Below are 18641 nucleotides of genomic sequence, written 5' to 3'. Positions count from 1 at the left end.
ACACTTCGACAACAGATGTTCAAAAACAAGTTTCTAAAGAGTTATCCAGAAATAGAAAAGATGTTGCATCAACTAGTTTGATTTTATTCACAAACATTGCTTATCAATTTGCGATGTTTATGGCTATTCTCATGATGATTGCAACACTCCTTGGTGTAATTTATACAATTGTAGTTTACTTCTTAGGTAAGCCTGTAGAGGGCTATACGACAATGATGTTGGTAATGTCTGCTTCATTCTTTGGTGTATTCACATTATTAGCTATCATTATTAAGTATTGTGCACTGATGATTGAACTCATCTTTAAAACTCAACGTTATACAGTAGAATCAATTAATAAGCTCTAGCCAATTATTTCTTCATTAATTGAGTCTAAATAGTTTTCGACCATATATTTTAATACAAAAGCATAAATTGATGCACGAACAAACAAACGTTCTTCTTTACCAGTTGATGTGGTGTCTTTAGACATCTTAACAGAGTTAATATCAACAGTACGAAGGGCGTTTTCTAATTCTATGCAAAAATAATCATAAGCCAATTCGGTTTCAAATAAATGTTTTTGTACACGAATCATTTTAATAATCTTTGGTATTGGATAAATTTGTTTAAACACACAAATAACCATGAGGTATGCAATATGCTTACGATTATAACGCTTTTTAACGGTAGGTGGAATTAAACCGCATTTAACATAATTGTTAATCATAGCAGTCGTAATTAAAGAATCCTTTTTATCAATTTGAATTGGTTCAAGGGTATCCTTAAGATAGTTAATTAATTGATCACTATAGATATCTATACTAGGTAACTCCTCATATCTAGGAATATGGAAATGCTTAAATTGACTATTGAACTTGTTCATAAACGACCTCACTTTAGAACAATTCTATCATAAAAGGAAAAGGAAATGAATATGCCTTGACATAATAAGTATAATTTCATAACATAATATTGTATATTAGATGTAAGGAGGACAATTATGTCTAAATTTGGAATTGTAGTTGATAGTAGTTGTGATTTAAGATCGAACGATATCAATGTAAATGATATCGACTTTACTGTAGTACCTCTAAAAATAGTAGTAGGTGATTCGGAATATGTTGATAATGATGATATCAATGTTACTAAAATGTTGGAAGAAATGGATTCATATAGTGGCGCTTCTACAACAGCATGCCCATCTCCAGGTGATTTTATAGAAGGCTATAAGAAATCGGAGAATGTATTCTGTTTTACTTTAACAAGTGCATTATCAGGAACAAATAATAGTGCTGTTTTAGCTAAAACAACACTTGAAGATGAAGGAAGTACAATTAATGTTCATGTGTGTGATTCACATTCCACTGCAGGACACTTAATTGTATTGATAAAGAAAACAATTGAATTGATTCAAGAAGGAAAAACATTTGAATCAATATGTGAAGAAATTGATGCATTTAATAGTGAATTGCATATTGTATTTACATTAGGTAGTTATTCTAACTTAATTAAAACAGGAAGAATGAGTAATTTTGTTGGTGCCATTGCATCAACACTTAATATAAGAGCAGTTTGCGAGAATACACCAGAAGGTGAAATTCAAATTACAAAGAAAACCAGGGGGCAAAAAGCTGCATATAATGCGTTCGTTGAACTCATGATGAAAAAGAAATCTTTAGATAATTTACAAATTTATATTAGTCATTGTCAAAATCTAGAGGCTGCAGAATACATTAAAAACAAAATACTTGAATCATGTAGTAGCGCAAAAATTGAGATTCGAGATTGCAAGGGATTAACCTCATTCTATGCAATGAAGGGTGGCGTACTTATTGGTTTTTAGGTATCACTTTCGTGATACCTTTTTATATGTTAAAATGAGTTGGGAAAAGGGTAAATAGGAGGATAAAATGGAGCTTAAACAAAATTATGATGTAGTGATTATCGGTGGTGGTATTGGTGGATTGATGTGCGGATATCGTTTAATTGAAAAAGATCCCAATCTATCAGTATTGTTGTTGGAAAGAGGTAATCCATTAGAGTCAAGACAATGCCCTATTATTGCAAAAAAAGTAAACCATTGTATTAAGTGTGATCCATGCGCCATTATGGAAGGAATTGGTGGAGCTGGTGCTTTTTCAGATGGAAAGTACATTATCTCTACAGAATATGGTGGATGGTTACCTGATTTCTTACCAAAAGATGTAGTAATGAATTATATTGAACAAGCAGATTCGGTGCTTGTAAAATATGGTGCTCAAAAAGAGAGATATGTACCTAATGATGAGCTAAAGAGGATGTGTATTCAATATGATTTACATATGCAACAAGCTGAACTTAAACATTTAGGTACTGATGCAAACTTTAAGACCATGGTAAAAATGGTTGAGGACTTAAGAACGAAAATTCAAATTGAAACTCGTTGCACAGTAACTGATGTAAACAAAAATAACAAAGAAGTTACTTTTACTAATGGCAAACAAGAGTTTAAAGTAACTGGAGATAAAATCATATTTGCAGTAGGTAGAGCAGGAAGTAGAATGTTCACCAACTGGTGTAAAACAAATAATGTTTCTTTAGAGAACAGCCAAGTAGATATTGGAGTACGTGTGGAATGTCCTGCGATTGTTTGGGAACATTTTTCAAAGAAAATCTATGAACCCAAGATTTTGTATCGTTCAAAAGCATATGGTGATGTAACGCGTATGTTCTGTTTCAATGAAAGAGGACATGTCGTAACAGAAAATACAGATGGTGTTTTAACAGTGAATGGGCACTCATTTAAAGAGTTGGACCGCAAGACAGAAAACTCTAACTTTGCATTGTTATGTACAATCCGATTTACTGAACCATTTAATGAGCCAATTGAATATGCTAGATATGTTGCATCACTTGCGAATAAAATTAGTGGTGGAAGTGTACTAGTTCAACGCCTTGGCGATTTAGAATCAGGAAAAAGAACAGATGAAAAAAGACTAAAACAATCTACTGTTCAGCCAACATTAAACGCTGTTCCAGGTGATTTGAGTCTATGTATGCCAAAACGTCATCTTGATAATATTATTGAAACACTACACGCATTAGAAAAAGTAGCACCAGGTATCGCAAACTATGATACGCTTTTATATGGTGTAGAATGTAAATATTATTCGGCAAGACCAAAATGTGATAATTTTGAAATTGTAGGTTTACCAGGTTTTTACGCGTTAGGTGATGGAGCTGGATTTACACGTTCATTATCACAAGCAGCTGCCAATGGATTAATCGTTGCAGATTTACTTGTGAAATAATGTTACTTATTTGAACTTTGATTAAAATAATTCTATAATAGTTAGGAAGTTAATAGAGAGAGGGATTTAGAATGAGCGAAAAAGTATTAGTAGAAGTATCAGCACGTCATGTACACGTGTCAAAACAAGACCTAGAAACACTATTCGGAGCAGGTTATGAATTAACTTGTAAAAAAGAACTATCTCAACCTGGACAATTTGCATGTGAAGAAAAAGTTGCTGTAGTAGGACCTAAAGGAACAATTAATATGTCAATTTTAGGGCCAACTCGTAAAGCTACACAAATTGAAGTTTCTTATACAGATGCAAGATCTTTAGGTGTTAAAGCACCATTAAGAGAATCAGGTGATGTTAAGGAATCAGCACCAGTCAAATTAGTTGGACCTCAAGGTGAAGTAGAACTTACTGAAGGGGTTATCGTTGCAAAACGTCACATTCATATGTTACCAAGCGAAGCTGAAAAATTTGGTGTTGAAAATGGTCAAATCGTTGGTGTTAAAATCGAAACTGATGGACGTTCTATCGTGTTCGGAGATACCGTAATTCGTGTTCGTGATGATTTTGCATTAGCAATGCACATTGATACAGATGAAGCAAATGCAGCAGGTATCAGTGGAACAGCACAAGGGGAAATTATTAAATAAGATTGAGGAAACTCAATCTTTATTTTGGTATAATAATGAAAAGGAGGAATTATATGAAGAAATACATTATATTATTTCTATGTTTATTCGTAGTCACTGCATGTATAAACAAGCAATCTACTTCTTCAATTCCTGAAGATATTAGCCCTCCATGGATAAATGTTGAAAACTATATTTTTGAAACTGAGGTTGGTAATCCAATTAATTATGAAACAGCAATAGCATATGACGAGACTGATGGTCCTTGTGATGTTGATGTAGAAGGAAGAGTAAACTTCAATATTGCAGGTGAATATTATTTAAGATATGTTGCACAAGATATGAGTGGTAATGAAAGCAGTGAACCTTTTACGGTAATTGTTCATGAGAGTTCGACAAAAGAAACTGTAAATCCAGATGATACAAACGCAGAAATTAATAAAACTTGTGTTCAGAAGAATGCCGTTGATAAAAATCAACCTTGCGAAATGATGGTAACTAATATTACTGATTATGAGGTTATTTTCCAAGAACCGAGTGGTTATGATCGATGTGTTGCGTATGGCGATGAATTAGTGGATACAGAACAAATTAAAAACTATTCTTGTAATAAACTATTACGTAATGACTCTGGTTTATGGGGTTATGGTATAGATGTAATTGAAAAGTAAATCTTTTTTGTAAGATTTACTTTTTTTCACCATTTATGATTTGAGCGGGAATTCCTACTGCGGTTGAGTTTGGTGGAATATCTTTCAGTACTACAGCATTTGCACCAATCTTTGAGTTTTCACCAATTGTAATGTTACCTAGTATTTTGGCACCAGCGCCAATAACAACATTACTCTCTATTGTGGGATGGCGTTTTGTATGATGATTACCAGTGCCTCCCAAAGTTACACCATGGAAAAGTTGAACATAATCCTTAATAACTGTGGTTTCACCGATAACTACACCCATGCCATGATCAATGAACAAACCCTTACCGATTGTAGCTCCTGGATGAATTTCTATTCCTGTTAAAAAGCGCGCAAGTTGCGAAAACATTCTTGCAAGGAAGTATAAATGACATTGATAAAGCATGTGGGAAAGTCTATGCCATGCAATGGCGTGAACGCTTGGATAAAGTAGAATGATTTCTAAAGTATTTCGAGCGGCTGGATCATTTTGCTTGATGTGTTGAATCTGCATTTTTATATCATTAAACATAATTTACCTCTTAGATTTATATGATATATGGTTAGGGTGAATAATTCAACCATATTTATTTTTCAGTGCTATAATACATTCAATAGAGGGAGATATTAACCATGAAGGTAAACAACATTTTGGAAACAATTGGAAATACACCGTTAGTGAAGTTAAATAACTTGATGGATGAGTTTGGCTTAGAAGCAAACTTATACGCAAAAGTTGAGTTCTTTAATCCTGGTGGTAGTGTTAAGGATCGTGTTGCCTATAACATGATCAGAAAAGCAATTGATGATGACGACATTGATTTAGAAACAACAATTATTGAAGCAACAAGTGGTAACACAGGAATAGGACTTGCGATGGTAACGGCAGCGTTAGGTATGCAGTGTATCCTTGTAATGCCAGATACAATGAGTATTGAACGAAGAAAATTAATTGAACAATATGGCGCTAAACTTGTATTAACAGACGGTAAACTTGGAATGAAAGGAACCATTGAAAAGGCTAATGAATTAAAAGAAAGTATTCCAAATTCATTTATACCTTCACAATTTGAAAATCCAAATAATCCAAATGCTCATCTGATAGCTACTGCTCGAGAAATACTTCGTGATTTAGAGAATGAAGTTGATATTTTTGTAGCAGGAATTGGAACTGGTGGAACAATTAGTGGGGTAGGACAATTACTGAAATTAAATGATTTAAAAACAAGAGTAATTGGAGTAGAACCAAAAGATTCACCTCTTTTATCTGAAGGTATTAGTGGAACACATAAGATTCAAGGTATTGGTGCAAATTTTGTTCCCATGAATTATAATCCAGGAGTTGTTGATGAAATTATTACAGCGACGGATGAAGAAGCTATTAGAGCATCGAAATTACTAGCAAGAAAAGAAGGCATCTTAGCAGGGATTTCAAGTGGTGCAGCATTGGCAAAAGGAATTGAGCTTGCGAAATTACCTGAAAACAAAGACAAGAATATTGTTGTCTTATTACCAGATACTGGAGAAAGATACCTTTCAACAGATTTATTTAAATAAAAGAGGATATCACAATGTGATATCCTTTAATTTGCTTCAGCAATAACAAGATTTGATAATAACCATTTCCCATTTACTTTTAAGAATGTTAATTGATAAGTACTACTGTATGTTTGAGAACGCTCACCGATATAAACGATGTAATCAAATGATACGGATCCAATGAACCCATCTTCACTAATTTCAACAACATCAAATACATTCATATTTTCAAACTCAATTCGATCGTGAGCTGAGAAATAAGCATTGTTGAATGAGCGAATCGCATCATAGAATTCGGTTTTCGTATACATTAGTTTTCGCAAACTATTAAATGTTGCATCTTCAGTGATGTACATACAATATGTTGTCGCAACTGTTTTAATTAATTCTTCATACTCACTAAGTGTTTCTGCATCCAATACAGGCCCTGCATAATATTGATCAAGAATTGCATCTTTTACTAATACATAATCACTGTTTTGAACATCAATATTAGGATCACCAATTAAATTATCAATAAAATATTGCGTGATTAATGGAGCTTGTTCTTGGTCTTTCAAATTTGCATAAGCAACTGATGGTGTGTCCTTTGCAACGATTCGATCACTACCAATTAAGTTATCATTTACTACCATTTGTAAGTCTGTCGTAGGTGTATCAATTTTATAACTATGTACATTGGTTAGTGTTCGTGCATTCCATTTGTTCTTATCTGCATCTTTTTTTATTTCAATTGTTGCAATGGAAGATCCATCAATCAACATATCGTAATACTCAAATTCTGTAGAATTATAATTTTGTTTCTCAAAGGTAGCTTTACTTAAATCTAAATCACCATAGAAACTCTTTAAATAATCTACATAGGTTTCTTTCTCGTTATATTGAGCATAAACTTTTTTTGATTCATCATAAATTTCGTTATATTGTTTCTTCTCTAATAAATCAATGTAATGGATAAGGGCTCCATTGGGGGTAGTACTTTCATAATAGTTTAGACCAATCCACAATAGTCCAAGAAAGAATGAACTAATTGCAATAAGTACAAGGAATGTTTGACCTAATCCTTTGTAAAAGCTTATATGAATTTTTGAATGTTTTTTCATCTTATTTTACTATCCACGCCGTTGGTACTCGACGATCTCCGTTCATTGATACAACATTGTTGATGATCTCACCCTCATAGACCATAACAGTACTTGAACCGCCATCTAAATTAGCTGCGTTCATTGCACCATACTCCATCATAATATCAATACAATCACTATAGGATGCTCCAAGTGATGTCGTTTGTCTTCCGTCGATGGCTAATAACAATACAGCTCCATCTTCTCGTTGACCAATAATCGTACGTGGATTTAAACCTCCACCTGTTCCAGTAATAGGGACTGCTTCATAATTTACAATTAATACTGGCCCAAAGGATACAGCGTTCTTCAAGTTGTAAGATAATGCTTGTTCAGCAGTCATATTTCCAACGACAAGTCGATTTTTATCGTTGAATCCAATGACTGAGTAATAATCATCTAATTTACCAGTAACCAGTTCGCCATCTTTAATGACGATACCATAAGGAATACTTCCATCACCTTTACCACCTGGATCATCAAAACCACCAGCATTGATACCTGCAATCGCATTTTGACTTGCGACAAATTCTTCTACGAGGAATCCTTTTTGGCTGTTTGTATCCATTAATACATTGACACCAAGTTCAATTCGAGAAGGATCTCGAATAATCATCATTGTCCCTTTAAAAGTAGGTCCACTAATTGGAATAATTTCTATTTTATCTTTTTCACTTTCAGGAATATCAAATCCTTCAGTTGTATAATCTGTGATTTCATCTGTCACATATAATGTATTTTTTTGCAGAATTGCTTCAATCTCATCATTTGTAAAGAACAAGTGTGCCACTGCTTTACCTCTACGTGTTTCCATTAATGTACTTGTTACCAAATTACTTAATGTAGGAGAAGGTCCTTTTAAGACAATTAATGCTCCAACATAAGCAGTAATCATAAATGCTATCACAACAGCTAAAAAAATGAGAACGCTTTGTTTACTTATACGTTTTATACTAGGTTTAATCTTTTTTCTAGTCATTGTTAGTTCCTTTCATAATAAAAATCTAAATAAAAATTTAGCCTAATCATTATAACATACAATTTTGGGTGAATTTTGTGATATTCTAAAAACTTGAAAAACTAATAAATCGTGTTATCCTTATTGAACGGAGGCGAAATATATGAGAAAAAGAGAAGTTAGTATTGATTTAATTAAGATTATAGCCTCTTTTGCAGTAATTTGTCTTCACTTGATTGATATACCAAGTAATAATATAGATCGCTGGGTTTATTACTTAAGTGGTTGTGCAATTCCATTATTATTGATGGTTAATGGATATTTATTACTAAATAAAGAAAAAATTACATTTAAAAGACAAACGATAAAGTCGTTGAGAATGTTAGGGATAGTATTTCTATGGTGTTTCATCTTCAGTATTTTGAATTTTACTATGAAGGGTTCTTGGGTTAATCCAATAGAAGTATTTACTCTAGGATTAATGCAAAAAGGTAATATGTGGCAATTTTGGTTTATTGGGACATTAGTTCTACTTCATTTCTTTTTACCAATATTACATAAATTGTTTATTCAACCCAAAACTGCACTTTTAATCACGATACTTTGTTTTGTGATTTGTTTTGGAACAGATATCGTGAATGTTTTGTTTGTAGCGATTGATAAACCATTGGTTCAATCTTATGTACCTCAAACATTTAGGTTATGGAATCACTTTGCATACTTTTTCTTGGGAGGTTTCTTAGGTAAACCAGAGATAAAAGAAATTATCAAATCTGAGGTTAAAGTATGGAAACACGTTTTAATTCTAATAGTTATGACAATAATTGTAGTGAATTATGAAACATTTATGGGTGCAAGTTACTATGGCACAACCTATGCAGAGTTCTTCTATGATAATGCCTTTGTTATGATCTGGGTTGTTGTCTTGTTTTCCTTATTATATCGAATTCAAATTAAGAATAATGGGATATCAAAATTTGTTTCCTATATTAGTGTCAATACGTTTGGAGTTTATGTAATGCATGTTTATTTAATGAATTTAATGCAAACATTCTTCAACTATAAGAATCAAGAATTTTCGATTTGGTTACCAATCATAATCTTTGTGGTTGCGCAAATCATAAGTTCCTTATTAAGAACAAATAAATTCACAAGAGTTTTAGTTACATTCTAGAAAGTTTGGTATAATGTGATGGGTGATAAAATGGAATTTCTACCAATAAATAGAGAAGAAATGCTTCAAAGAGGTTGGGAACAACCAGATTTTATATATATTTCGGGTGATGCATATGTTGATCATCCTTCTTTTGGTGCAGCGATTATTACAAGAATGCTAGAAGCACATGGTTATAAAGTTGTTTTCTTATCGCAACCGAATTGGAAAAAGAATGAGGAGTTCTTGCAATTTGCAGAACCTCGTTTGGGTTTCTTAGTTAGTTCAGGTAATATTGATTCAATGGTGAATCATTACTCCGTAAATAAAAGAAGAAGAGATAAGGATAGTTACACTGATGAAGGGGTTATGGGGAAAAGACCTGACCGAGCTACAATTGTATATAGTAAAAAAGTAAGAGAGTTATTTCCAAATAGCGCTATTATTTTGGGTGGTATTGAAGCATCACTTCGCCGATTAGCTCACTATGATTATTGGGATGATAAAGTTAGACCAAGTATTCTATTGGATGCGAATGCAGATATGGTTTTATATGGTATGGGTGAAACAAGCATTATAGAACTTGCGGAAGCATTAGATGGTGGATTAAATATTAAAGATATTACTTATATTCGTGGATCAGTGTATCAAACAAAATCAATTGATGCCTTATTTGAACATGAGGTACTACCAACATTTGAAGAAATAAAAAATGATAAACGCAAATATGCAGAGAGTTTTAAAATTCAACATGAGAATCATGATGCTCTCAATGCAACGATATTGGTAGAACCATATAAGAATTGTTATGTTGTACAAAATACACCATCATTACCATTATCTACTAAAGAAATGGATTTTTCCTATAGTTTACCATATATGCGTAAATTCCATCCTCGATATAAATACATACCAGCGATTGAAGAAGTTAAATTTAGCGTAATCAGTAATCGAGGATGTTTTGGAAGTTGTAGTTTCTGTGCATTAACAGCACATCAAGGTCGTATCATACAAAGCCGTTCAAAGGATTCTATTGTGAATGAAGTAAAACGTATAACAGAGTATGATGATTTCAAGGGATACATTCATGATGTAGGAGGGCCTACAGCTAACTTCTACCATCCTTCTTGCGATAAACAACTAAAAGTAGGTACATGTAAGCATAAAGAATGTTTGCATCCAAAACCATGTCCAAACTTGAAGGTAGACCACAAAGACTATTTGGAAATTCTTAGAGCTTGTCGAAAACTGCCGAAAATTAAAAAAGTTTTCGTACGTTCAGGTATTCGTTATGATTACTTAATGCACGATAAAGATGATACATTCTTTAAAGAATTAATTGAACATCATATAAGCGGTCAATTAAAAGTAGCACCAGAACATGTTTCAAATAAGGTTTTAGATGTAATGGGAAAATGCAATTTCGAATTATATGATTCCTTTACTAAGAAATATGAACGCCTCAATAAAGAAGCAGGTAAGAATCAATTCTTAGTACCGTACTTAATGAGTAGTCATCCTGGTTGTGATATTCATGATGCTGTAGAATTAGCGTGTTATTTAAAACGTATACGCCATACACCACAACAAGTACAGGATTTTTATCCAACACCATCAACTTTAAGTACTTGTATGTACTATACAGGTCTTGATCCGATGACAGGAAAGAAAGTTTATGTTGAAAAAGATCCTCATGAAAAATTACTTCAAAGGGCACTCATGCAATACTCATATCCAAAGAATTACGACTTGGTTTATGAAGCATTAAAGAAAGCAAATCGTCTTGATTTAATAGGTAATAATGGTAAGTGTTTAATTCCACCTCCAATTTACAATAATAGACAATCACAAGATAGGAGAGCACAAAATGGTAAGAGTAGAAAACGATAAGGCAATTTTAGAAGTAGCTACAAAAGGCGCAGAAATGACAAGTTTCAAAATGAAAGAAACAGGCATTGAGTACTTATGGCAAGGTAACAGTGAATTTTGGTCAGGAAGAAACCCAATCCTATTCCCTATGGTAAGCAACACTTGGAATAAGAAACAAGTTATTCATGGAAAAGAGTACCACATGGGTAATCATGGTATTGCACGTTCTGCAGAATTTGAAGTTGAAAAAGTGGAAGAAAATCAAATCACAATGGTTTTACATGCAACGGAAGAAACATTAGCACTTTATCCATTTCAATTTACGCTACGTGTAATTTACACACTTGTTGATACAAAAGTACACATTCGCTACCAAATTGAAAACCACGATGCAAATACAATGCCATTCAGTTTTGGACTACATCCAGCATTTAATTGCCCGCTATGCGAAAATGAGAAATTTGAAGATTATCATTTAGAATTCTCAAATGAAGAAGTATTAAATGGAATCTTAGGTCCTTTCAGTATGAACAAGGATAAGAAGATTCCATGCGATTATTCCTTGTTTGAAAATAATCCAACAATTTGTTTTGAATATCCAAAATCTTCATCTGTAAAACTTACAAATGAAAAGCATGGAGTTGTTGTAGATTTAGTAGGATATCGCTGGTTAGCATTCTGGACAAAACAAAATGCACCATTTATGTGTATTGAACCTTGGCATGGACATGGAGATTATGCAGAAAATGATATTCCTTTTGAGAAAAGAGAAGGAACTATCAATTTAGCGCCAAACCATCATTATGAAACGTCTTATAGTATAGAAATTTACTAGAAAACGTGATATAAATATATGAGATAAGAAGGAGATAGAAGAAATGTTTAAAATCACAGTAGTAGATAATTACGATGAAGCAAGCAGTGAAGCATTCAAAGTGATGAAAGAAGAAGTATTAACTCATGAAAAACCTGTATTAGGACTAGCAACTGGATCAACTCCAATTGGTTTATATAAGAAGATGCAAGCAGATCATAAATCAAACGGTACATCTTATAAGAATGTAATCACATTCAACTTAGATGAATACATTGGCTTACCTAAGTCTCATGAACAAACATATTATACATTCATGCATGAAAATTTATTCGATGGTTTAAATATCCCTGAAGAAAATATTCATATTCCTGTAGGTGATAGTGATGATGTTCCTGCAGAATGCATTAAATATGAAGAAGCAATGAAAGAATACAACATTGATATCCAATTATTGGGTATTGGTGGAAATGGTCACATTGGATTCAATGAACCAGGTACTTCTTTTGATACATTAACTCATATCGTTGATTTACAAGAAAAAACACGTTTAGATAACGCTCGTTTCTTTGATAGCATTGATGAAGTTCCTACTCAAGCAATTACAATGGGTATTGCGACAATCATGAAATCAAAGAAGGTATTGTTAGTAGCTACTGGTGAAAACAAAGCTGACGCTATTTATGGTATGATTAAAGGGCCTATCTCTGAGGATTGTCCTGCAAGTGCATTACAAAACCATCCAAATGTTATTGTAATCGTAGATAAAGCAGCAGCTAGTAAATTATAGGTCATAAAATGAAGATAATTGAAACAGTACAAGAATTTGATGCACTAATTGCAACTAACAAACCTGTATTAGTAGATTTCTTTGCTGAATGGTGCGGACCATGTAAGATGATTGCACCTGTTCTAGAAGATTTAAGTAAATCATACGAAACAATTGAATTTGTGAAAGTAGATGTTGATGCATTAGGGGAATTAGCACAACGCTATGGTGTCATGTCGATTCCAGCATTATTTACATTCAAAGAAGGTCAAGTTGTGAAAAGCGCTGTTGGATTCCAACCAAAACCAGCATTAGAATCATTATTAAATTTAATTAAGTAAGAGGCTGAGGCCTCTTTTTTATTTGTTTTTTTGTGTTGAGTAGTTATGAAATTAGGTTTAAATTATCACATCAGTTGGAAAATTATGAAGGATGAAATAGAATAGGAATACAAGTTTATGGTTACTAAACAAAAAGTTTATAAAAACTATTGCATTTTTAGTCAGTTTAAGTATAATAATATTTGCGTTTATTAAATGAAAACCAATAGTTTAGTAATACTAAACAAGAGGAGGCGATTTTGTGGATATCGGACATCGTATAAAACAACTGAGAACCAAGAACAACCTGACGCTAGAGGAATTAGCAAGTCGTTGTGAATTAACCAAAGGTTTTTTATCACAATTGGAGCGTAATCTAACATCGCCATCAATCCAAACACTGGAAGATATTGCGGAAGCACTAGGTACAACCATGGCGAAATTCTTCCAAGAAGAAAAAGATGAAAAAATCGTATTTGGTATGGATGATTATTTCGTTGATGAACGAGATGGAAGTATTGTGAATTGGATAGTTCCCAATGCTCAAAAAAATGAAATGGAACCCATTCTCTTAGAATTATCAGAAAATGGAGAAAGCCAACTTGTTTTACCTCATGAGGGTGAAGAATTTGGATATGTACTATCTGGACGTATTCGACTTATAAAAGGTGAAAGCAAAAAAGGTATTTCGATTAAAAAAGGTGAGACATTCTATATTAAGGGGAATGAACAACACTATTTAAAAAATGATTCAGCGCAAAGTGCAAAAGTATTGTGGATATGTACTCCACCAATTTTCTAGAAGAAGAGGGGACCTATGAAAAAATTAATTCAATTTAAAAACATTGTGAAATCATTTGATAATCAAATTGTACTCAAGGGTATCAATTTGGATATTTATGAAAATGAGTTTGTGACATTACTTGGACCATCTGGTTGTGGTAAAACAACGTTATTACGTATCTTGGGTGGATTTCTAGAACAAACATCTGGTGAAATCATCTTTGATGGTGATGAAATTAGTAAGGTTCCAGCATATAAAAGAAACTTAAATACAGTCTTTCAAAAATATGCATTATTTCCTCATTTAAATGTTTATGATAACATTGCGTTTGGTTTAAAAATAAAGAAACAATCAAAAGATATTATTGAACAAAAAGTAAATCGTATGTTAAGTCTTGTGGGACTTGAAGGATATGCAAAAAGAAATGTAACACTTTTATCAGGGGGACAACAACAACGTGTAGCAATTGCTAGAGCACTAGTTAATGAACCGGATGTGTTATTACTTGATGAACCTCTAGGAGCATTAGATTTAAAACTACGTAAAGAAATGCAACATGAATTAAAGAAGATTCAACAAGAAGTTGGTATTACATTTATCTTTGTAACACACGACCAAGAAGAAGCACTTACAATGAGTGATAAAATTGTCGTTATGAAAGAAGGAGAAATCCTTCAAATAGGTACACCAATTGAGATATATAATGAACCTGTTGATGAGTATGTAGCAAAGTTCATTGGTGAATCAAACATTATTGATGGTGTCATGAAAGAAGATTACTTAGTTAACTTCGATGAAAAAGATTATACGTGTGTTGATCATGGTTTCAAAGAAAATGAACCTGTAGATATTATGATTCGTCCAGAAGATATTGATATTGTGCAACGCAATAAAGGTGTTCTTAATGGCGAGGTTAAGTCAGTGCTCTTTAAGGGTGTTCATTATGAAATCATTGTAGAAACAGTATCAGGGACCTCTAAAACCGTTACAATGCATGTCTTAGGTAATAAAGATATTGTCAATGAGGCTGAGAAAGAAAAAATCAGTGCAAGTAATTTCTATATGGATTTAGAAGATGTTCCAAATCTAACAACAGGTGAAGTAATTGCACGTGCAAATGCGCAAGCATGGAACTTTGATGATGAAGATTTATCAATTAATAAAGTTACTTATGATATAAAAGAAGCAAAGGGTGTATACCCATGTACTTTTGAAACAAGCAATGGAACAAGTATTACCATTAACATTACTGTAATTGAACCAATCTTTACAGAAGATGCAAATAACGAAGAAGCCGTACAAGCATTTGATTTCTATAAAACAGTTGATGAAATCAAAGAAAGTATTGCCTTAGATACGGATTTAAAACGTTGGGCAAACGCAACTGCATGGTCACTTGAAGACGATAGTGTTGTTGAAATTTATGATGTTAAGTATGATTTTGATGATGAACACATCAATGAAGGTGATTACCAAATCACATTCGCAACAAAGGGTAGAGAATTTAAGATTCACACAACTGATTTTAGAGAAGAAGGCAAGAAAGTGGGATTATCATTCTCACCAGAAGATATTCATGTCATGAGTAAGGTTGGTTTCTAAAAGATGAAGAGTTTTTCTCGATTAGTTTATCCTTATGTTGTGTGGGCTGGAATATTCATTGTTGTACCAATGCTATTAATTGTATTATATGCATTTACAAAAGAAGGTAATGGCGTTTTAACACTACAATTTACATTCGATAACTTTGCACGTTTCTTTAGCGATAGTATATTTCCTAATGTATTGTGGCGTTCTTTAAAACTAGCGGTAATAACAACGGTTATCTGTATATTGATTGGTTATCCTGCGGCATTCTTTATGTCTAAATTAAATGTGAATAAAAGAACAATGATGGTTCTTCTAATCACATTACCGATGTGGATTAACATGTTAGTGCGTACTTATGCATGGCGTGGAATTCTACTTGATGTACCTGTATCCGGTGAAGTAAAAGTATATATTGGTATGGTGTATAACTTTTTACCATTCATGATACTTCAAATCTATACATCATTATTAAAGATGGATCCAAGTTTAATAGCTGCGGCAAACGACTTAGGTGCAAATCGTTTTGAAACATTCAAACGAGTTATATTACCATTATCAATCCCAGGAGTCATTTCTGGAATTACTCTTGTATTCTTACCGGCTGTATCAAGCTTCTTTATTCCAAAATTACTTGGAGGAGGAGACTTTGTCTTAGTTGGTAACTTGATTGAAAATTACTTTGTATCAACAGGTGATTGGAACTTCGGTTCAGCAATCTCACTCATCATGGCAATTATTATTTTAATTTCTATGTTTATTACAAAGAAAATGGATTATGAAAGTGCAGAGGTGGGCGATTAATGAAAAAGATGAAAAGCTTACCTTCAAGAATATATTTATTTTTAATTCTCGCGTTCTTCTATTTGCCAATTCTATATGTTGTTATATTCTCATTCAATGATTCAAAGAGTCTAACTAATTTTACGGGTTTCTCTCTTCAATGGTATGAGAAGATGTTTAACAATCGTACGATGATGGAAGCGATTTGGTATACCGTGATTATTGCGGTACTTGCCACAATTATTTCTACAATTGTTGGTACAATTACTGCAATTGGATTAAGTAAATCAAAAAGAATTATGAAAGAAGCAGTAATGCAAATCAACAATCTTCCAATGTTAAATCCGGAAATTGTTACTGCAATAGGATTGATGTTATTCTTTACATCACTTCAAATTAAAACAGGATTTGCGACATTATTAATTGCGCATATTGCGTTTTGTATTCCATATGTAATCTTAAGTATTATGCCAAAACTAAGACAACTTGATAATAATCTTGCAGAGGCAGCCTTGGATTTAGGATGCACACCATGGCAAGCTTTAATAAAGGTTATTATTCCTCAAATTACTCCAGGTATTGTGTCCGGTGCACTTATTGCATTTACAATGTCATTTGATGATTTCATCATTTCATTCTTTACAACAGGACCTGGTGTAAACAACATTTCGATTTATGTTTATACAATGTATAAACGTGTAAATCCAAGCATTAATGCATTGTCTTCTATTATTGTGTTTGTTATTACAATTGTATTAGTATTAGTCAATGTTGTTCCTCTAATTAGAGATAGAAAGAAAAAAGGGAAAGTAAATGAAGAAGATTTTAGTAACAGTAGTATGTAGTTTATTAGCTCTATCACTCACAGGATGTGGTAAGAAAACAAGTGATGTTGATCCAGTTGCACAATATGGTTGTGATGTACTTAATGTATATAACTGGGGAGAATATGTTGGTGAAAATGTAATATCAGATTTTGAAAATGCATACAATGTAAAAGTAAATTATTCATTGTTTGATTCAAATGAAGTTATGTACACTAAATTATTAGGTGGAAGCCAATATGATATTCTAGTTCCATCTGATTATATGATTGAGCGTTTAATAGATGAAGAATTACTTCAACCAATCGATTGGGGCAAAATTACAAACAAAGATAACTTATATGAAAATATTATGGGTGCATCATTTGATCCTGAAAATACATATTCAGTTCCTTATTTTTGGGGTAGTGTAGGTATCGTTTATAACAAAAACAATGTAGATCCTGCTGACATTGAAAAAGAAGGGTTTAATATCTTAAAAGATAGTAAATATGCAAACCAAGTTTACATGTACGATTCTGAAAGAGATAGTTTCATGATTGCATTAAAAGCATTAGGTTATTCAATGAATACTGAAAATATGGATGAAATTAATGAAGCATACAATTGGTTATTAGAACTTGATAAGAATGTTAATCCTGCATATGTAACTGATGAAGTTATTGATAGTATGGTTAATGGTGAAAAAGATTTAGCAGTTGTTTATAGTGGTGATGCAGCATACATCTTATCTGAAAATGAAGATATGAGTTACTATCTACCAGAATCAGGTACAAATCTATGGGTAGATGCAATGGTGATTCCTGCAAACGCTAAATGCCCAGCATTAGCTCATGAGTTTATTAACTTTGTATTAACAGATGATGCATCATATGATAATTCATCAACTGTAGGGTATGCTAGCTCAAATAAAAATGTTTTAGATGAAATGATACTAGAGGGTGGAGAATTTGATGGTAACGTTGCTTATCTTCCACGTACAGACAATCCAAATGATGAATTCTTTAGACACAATGAAGCAATGAAAAAAGTCTTAGCAGACTTATGGATTAAAGTAAAAAATCAATAAGATATGGCGAGTAAATTTACTCGCTTTTTCTTTGTGAAAAAAGTTTATTTTATTGTTGCTTTTTCATAGGCACTCATATATAATAATAAAGCACGGAAACGATAAACTGGTTCCTTAGCCAAGTTGGTAAGGCAATAGACTGCAACTCTGTGATCGCCGGTTCGAGTCCGGCAGGAACCTCCAACAAAACTAAATCGGGGATATGGCGGAATAGGCAGACGCATCGGACTTAAAATCCGGTGATGGCAACATCGTATGGGTTCAAGTCCCATTATCCCCACCATTTAATAAAAAAGTAGACATGTGTCTATTTTTTTTATCTTTTAGGAAAGTTCACTATGATTAAAGTAAAGATATAGCGATGAACAGAGCACATGCGATAAGGAATATGCGTGAAAGTTCAGTGAAAACAACTTGAATCATATTCAAGTTGTGAAGAGTTTATGTTAGAATATATTCATACATGAAGGAGCTCA

Annotated in this window: 19 protein-coding genes, 2 tRNA genes and 1 pseudogene; 18 read left to right on the top strand and 4 right to left on the bottom strand. The window is 32.8% G+C overall.

Annotated elements, in window-relative coordinates:
* A pseudogene (locus RR643_RS08545) lies at positions 1 to 347 on the top strand (glycosyltransferase); the annotation flags it as partial.
* Here RR643_RS08545 and RR643_RS08540 read toward each other — a convergent pair.
* The gene (locus tag RR643_RS08540; RefSeq protein WP_332482957.1) at positions 344 to 865 is read right to left on the bottom strand and encodes a DUF1836 domain-containing protein; all 522 of its coding nucleotides are present in this window, start codon (positions 863 to 865) and stop codon (positions 344 to 346) included. The pseudogene RR643_RS08545 and the gene RR643_RS08540 overlap by 4 nt on opposite strands.
* A gap of 117 nt (positions 866 to 982) precedes the next feature.
* Between RR643_RS08540 and RR643_RS08535 the strand changes: the two genes are divergently transcribed.
* The 4 genes from RR643_RS08535 (at position 983) to RR643_RS08520 (ending at position 4566) form a co-directional block, all read left to right on the top strand.
* A complete protein-coding gene (locus tag RR643_RS08535) occupies positions 983 to 1825 on the top strand; it encodes a DegV family protein (RefSeq protein WP_332482956.1) in 843 nt (280 codons plus the stop codon).
* Between the two features lie 67 nt (positions 1826 to 1892).
* Positions 1893 to 3272 (top strand): NAD(P)/FAD-dependent oxidoreductase, encoded by a 1380-nt coding sequence (locus RR643_RS08530; protein ID WP_332482955.1) that lies wholly within the window; start codon positions 1893 to 1895, stop codon positions 3270 to 3272.
* A gap of 71 nt (positions 3273 to 3343) precedes the next feature.
* Positions 3344 to 3916 carry a phosphate propanoyltransferase gene (locus RR643_RS08525; RefSeq protein WP_332482954.1) on the top strand — a complete coding sequence of 191 codons (573 nt, stop codon included), beginning with the start codon at positions 3344 to 3346 and terminating at the stop codon, positions 3914 to 3916.
* A gap of 53 nt (positions 3917 to 3969) precedes the next feature.
* Positions 3970 to 4566, top strand: coding sequence for an immunoglobulin-like domain-containing protein (locus RR643_RS08520; RefSeq protein ID WP_332482953.1), 597 nt, complete (start codon positions 3970 to 3972; stop codon positions 4564 to 4566).
* 16 nt (positions 4567 to 4582) lie between these two features.
* Here the strand turns inward: RR643_RS08520 and epsC are convergent, their stop codons facing one another.
* Positions 4583 to 5104: a serine O-acetyltransferase EpsC gene (gene epsC / locus RR643_RS08515; protein ID WP_332482952.1), complete on the bottom strand. Its 522-nt coding sequence runs from the start codon at positions 5102 to 5104 to the stop codon at positions 4583 to 4585.
* A 101-nt stretch (positions 5105 to 5205) separates the two neighbouring features.
* On the opposite strand from epsC, the gene cysK reads away from it, so the two are divergent.
* Positions 5206 to 6129: a cysteine synthase A gene (gene cysK, locus RR643_RS08510; protein WP_332482951.1), complete on the top strand. Its 924-nt coding sequence runs from the start codon at positions 5206 to 5208 to the stop codon at positions 6127 to 6129.
* A 26-nt stretch (positions 6130 to 6155) separates the two neighbouring features.
* Here the strand turns inward: cysK and RR643_RS08505 are convergent, their stop codons facing one another.
* Both RR643_RS08505 and RR643_RS08500 read right to left on the bottom strand, forming a co-directional pair.
* Entirely contained in the window at positions 6156 to 7214 is a 1059-nt protein-coding gene (locus RR643_RS08505) for a hypothetical protein (RefSeq protein WP_332482950.1), read from the bottom strand.
* Position 7215: 1 nt separating this feature from the next.
* Entirely contained in the window at positions 7216 to 8214 is a 999-nt protein-coding gene (locus RR643_RS08500; protein ID WP_332482949.1) for a phosphodiester glycosidase family protein, read from the bottom strand.
* 142 nt (positions 8215 to 8356) lie between these two features.
* Between RR643_RS08500 and RR643_RS08495 the strand changes: the two genes are divergently transcribed.
* From RR643_RS08495 to RR643_RS08440, 12 genes are all read left to right on the top strand, one after another.
* Positions 8357 to 9367: an acyltransferase gene (locus tag RR643_RS08495; RefSeq protein WP_332482948.1), complete on the top strand. Its 1011-nt coding sequence runs from the start codon at positions 8357 to 8359 to the stop codon at positions 9365 to 9367.
* Positions 9368 to 9397: 30 nt separating this feature from the next.
* A complete protein-coding gene (locus tag RR643_RS08490) occupies positions 9398 to 11236 on the top strand; it encodes a YgiQ family radical SAM protein (RefSeq protein ID WP_332482947.1) in 1839 nt (612 codons plus the stop codon).
* On the top strand, positions 11214 to 12050 hold the full coding sequence (locus tag RR643_RS08485) for an aldose 1-epimerase family protein (protein WP_332482946.1): 837 nt from the start codon (positions 11214 to 11216) through the stop codon (positions 12048 to 12050). The genes RR643_RS08490 and RR643_RS08485 overlap by 23 nt, the downstream gene beginning before the upstream one ends.
* Before the next feature lie 43 nt (positions 12051 to 12093).
* A complete protein-coding gene (nagB, locus tag RR643_RS08480) occupies positions 12094 to 12819 on the top strand; it encodes a glucosamine-6-phosphate deaminase (RefSeq protein WP_332482945.1) in 726 nt (241 codons plus the stop codon).
* 8 nt (positions 12820 to 12827) lie between these two features.
* A complete protein-coding gene (gene trxA, locus RR643_RS08475) occupies positions 12828 to 13139 on the top strand; it encodes a thioredoxin (protein WP_332470214.1) in 312 nt (103 codons plus the stop codon).
* Between the two features lie 241 nt (positions 13140 to 13380).
* A complete protein-coding gene (locus RR643_RS08470) occupies positions 13381 to 13920 on the top strand; it encodes a helix-turn-helix domain-containing protein (RefSeq protein ID WP_332470213.1) in 540 nt (179 codons plus the stop codon).
* A 15-nt stretch (positions 13921 to 13935) separates the two neighbouring features.
* A complete protein-coding gene (locus tag RR643_RS08465; RefSeq protein WP_332470212.1) occupies positions 13936 to 15504 on the top strand; it encodes an ABC transporter ATP-binding protein in 1569 nt (522 codons plus the stop codon).
* Positions 15505 to 15507: 3 nt separating this feature from the next.
* Positions 15508 to 16293, top strand: coding sequence for an ABC transporter permease (locus tag RR643_RS08460; protein ID WP_332470211.1), 786 nt, complete (start codon positions 15508 to 15510; stop codon positions 16291 to 16293).
* The gene (locus RR643_RS08455; RefSeq protein WP_332470210.1) at positions 16293 to 17117 is read left to right on the top strand and encodes an ABC transporter permease; all 825 of its coding nucleotides are present in this window, start codon (positions 16293 to 16295) and stop codon (positions 17115 to 17117) included. The genes RR643_RS08460 and RR643_RS08455 overlap by 1 nt, the downstream gene beginning before the upstream one ends.
* Positions 17086 to 18165, top strand: coding sequence for an ABC transporter substrate-binding protein (locus RR643_RS08450; RefSeq protein WP_332482944.1), 1080 nt, complete (start codon positions 17086 to 17088; stop codon positions 18163 to 18165). Before RR643_RS08455 ends, RR643_RS08450 begins: the two co-directional genes overlap by 32 nt.
* Positions 18166 to 18273: 108 nt before the next feature.
* Positions 18274 to 18348: transfer RNA gene (locus RR643_RS08445), tRNA-Cys, on the top strand.
* A 13-nt stretch (positions 18349 to 18361) separates the two neighbouring features.
* Positions 18362 to 18448 (top strand) — tRNA-Leu (locus tag RR643_RS08440).
* Positions 18449 to 18641: the final 193 nt, after the last annotated feature.

The sequence above is a fragment of the Anaerorhabdus sp. genome (genome assembly GCF_036637135.1).
In the GTDB taxonomy this organism is placed as follows: domain Bacteria; phylum Bacillota_I; class Bacilli_A; order Erysipelotrichales; family Erysipelotrichaceae; genus Anaerorhabdus.
Note: the sequence above shows the minus strand (reverse complement) of the source record. Positions and strands in the feature narration are given on the sequence as shown.

Excerpts from the sequence above, each read along its gene's own strand:
- epsC (WP_332482952.1), bottom strand. The coding sequence starts at position 5,104 with ATGTTTAATGATATAAAAATGCAGATTCAACACATCAAGCAAAATGAT.
- RR643_RS08495 (WP_332482948.1), top strand. The coding sequence starts at position 8,357 with ATGAGAAAAAGAGAAGTTAGTATTGATTTAATTAAGATTATAGCCTCT.
- RR643_RS08535 (WP_332482956.1), top strand. The coding sequence starts at position 983 with ATGTCTAAATTTGGAATTGTAGTTGATAGTAGTTGTGATTTAAGATCG.
- RR643_RS08505 (WP_332482950.1), bottom strand. The coding sequence starts at position 7,214 with ATGAAAAAACATTCAAAAATTCATATAAGCTTTTACAAAGGATTAGGT.
- RR643_RS08485 (WP_332482946.1), top strand. The coding sequence starts at position 11,214 with ATGGTAAGAGTAGAAAACGATAAGGCAATTTTAGAAGTAGCTACAAAA.
- RR643_RS08500 (WP_332482949.1), bottom strand. The coding sequence starts at position 8,214 with ATGACTAGAAAAAAGATTAAACCTAGTATAAAACGTATAAGTAAACAA.
- trxA (WP_332470214.1), top strand. The coding sequence starts at position 12,828 with ATGAAGATAATTGAAACAGTACAAGAATTTGATGCACTAATTGCAACT.
- RR643_RS08540 (WP_332482957.1), bottom strand. The coding sequence starts at position 865 with ATGAACAAGTTCAATAGTCAATTTAAGCATTTCCATATTCCTAGATAT.
- RR643_RS08530 (WP_332482955.1), top strand. The coding sequence starts at position 1,893 with ATGGAGCTTAAACAAAATTATGATGTAGTGATTATCGGTGGTGGTATT.
- RR643_RS08490 (WP_332482947.1), top strand. The coding sequence starts at position 9,398 with ATGGAATTTCTACCAATAAATAGAGAAGAAATGCTTCAAAGAGGTTGG.
- RR643_RS08460 (WP_332470211.1), top strand. The coding sequence starts at position 15,508 with ATGAAGAGTTTTTCTCGATTAGTTTATCCTTATGTTGTGTGGGCTGGA.
- cysK (WP_332482951.1), top strand. The coding sequence starts at position 5,206 with ATGAAGGTAAACAACATTTTGGAAACAATTGGAAATACACCGTTAGTG.
- RR643_RS08465 (WP_332470212.1), top strand. The coding sequence starts at position 13,936 with ATGAAAAAATTAATTCAATTTAAAAACATTGTGAAATCATTTGATAAT.
- RR643_RS08525 (WP_332482954.1), top strand. The coding sequence starts at position 3,344 with ATGAGCGAAAAAGTATTAGTAGAAGTATCAGCACGTCATGTACACGTG.
- RR643_RS08455 (WP_332470210.1), top strand. The coding sequence starts at position 16,293 with ATGAAAAAGATGAAAAGCTTACCTTCAAGAATATATTTATTTTTAATT.
- nagB (WP_332482945.1), top strand. The coding sequence starts at position 12,094 with ATGTTTAAAATCACAGTAGTAGATAATTACGATGAAGCAAGCAGTGAA.
- RR643_RS08450 (WP_332482944.1), top strand. The coding sequence starts at position 17,086 with ATGAAGAAGATTTTAGTAACAGTAGTATGTAGTTTATTAGCTCTATCA.
- RR643_RS08520 (WP_332482953.1), top strand. The coding sequence starts at position 3,970 with ATGAAGAAATACATTATATTATTTCTATGTTTATTCGTAGTCACTGCA.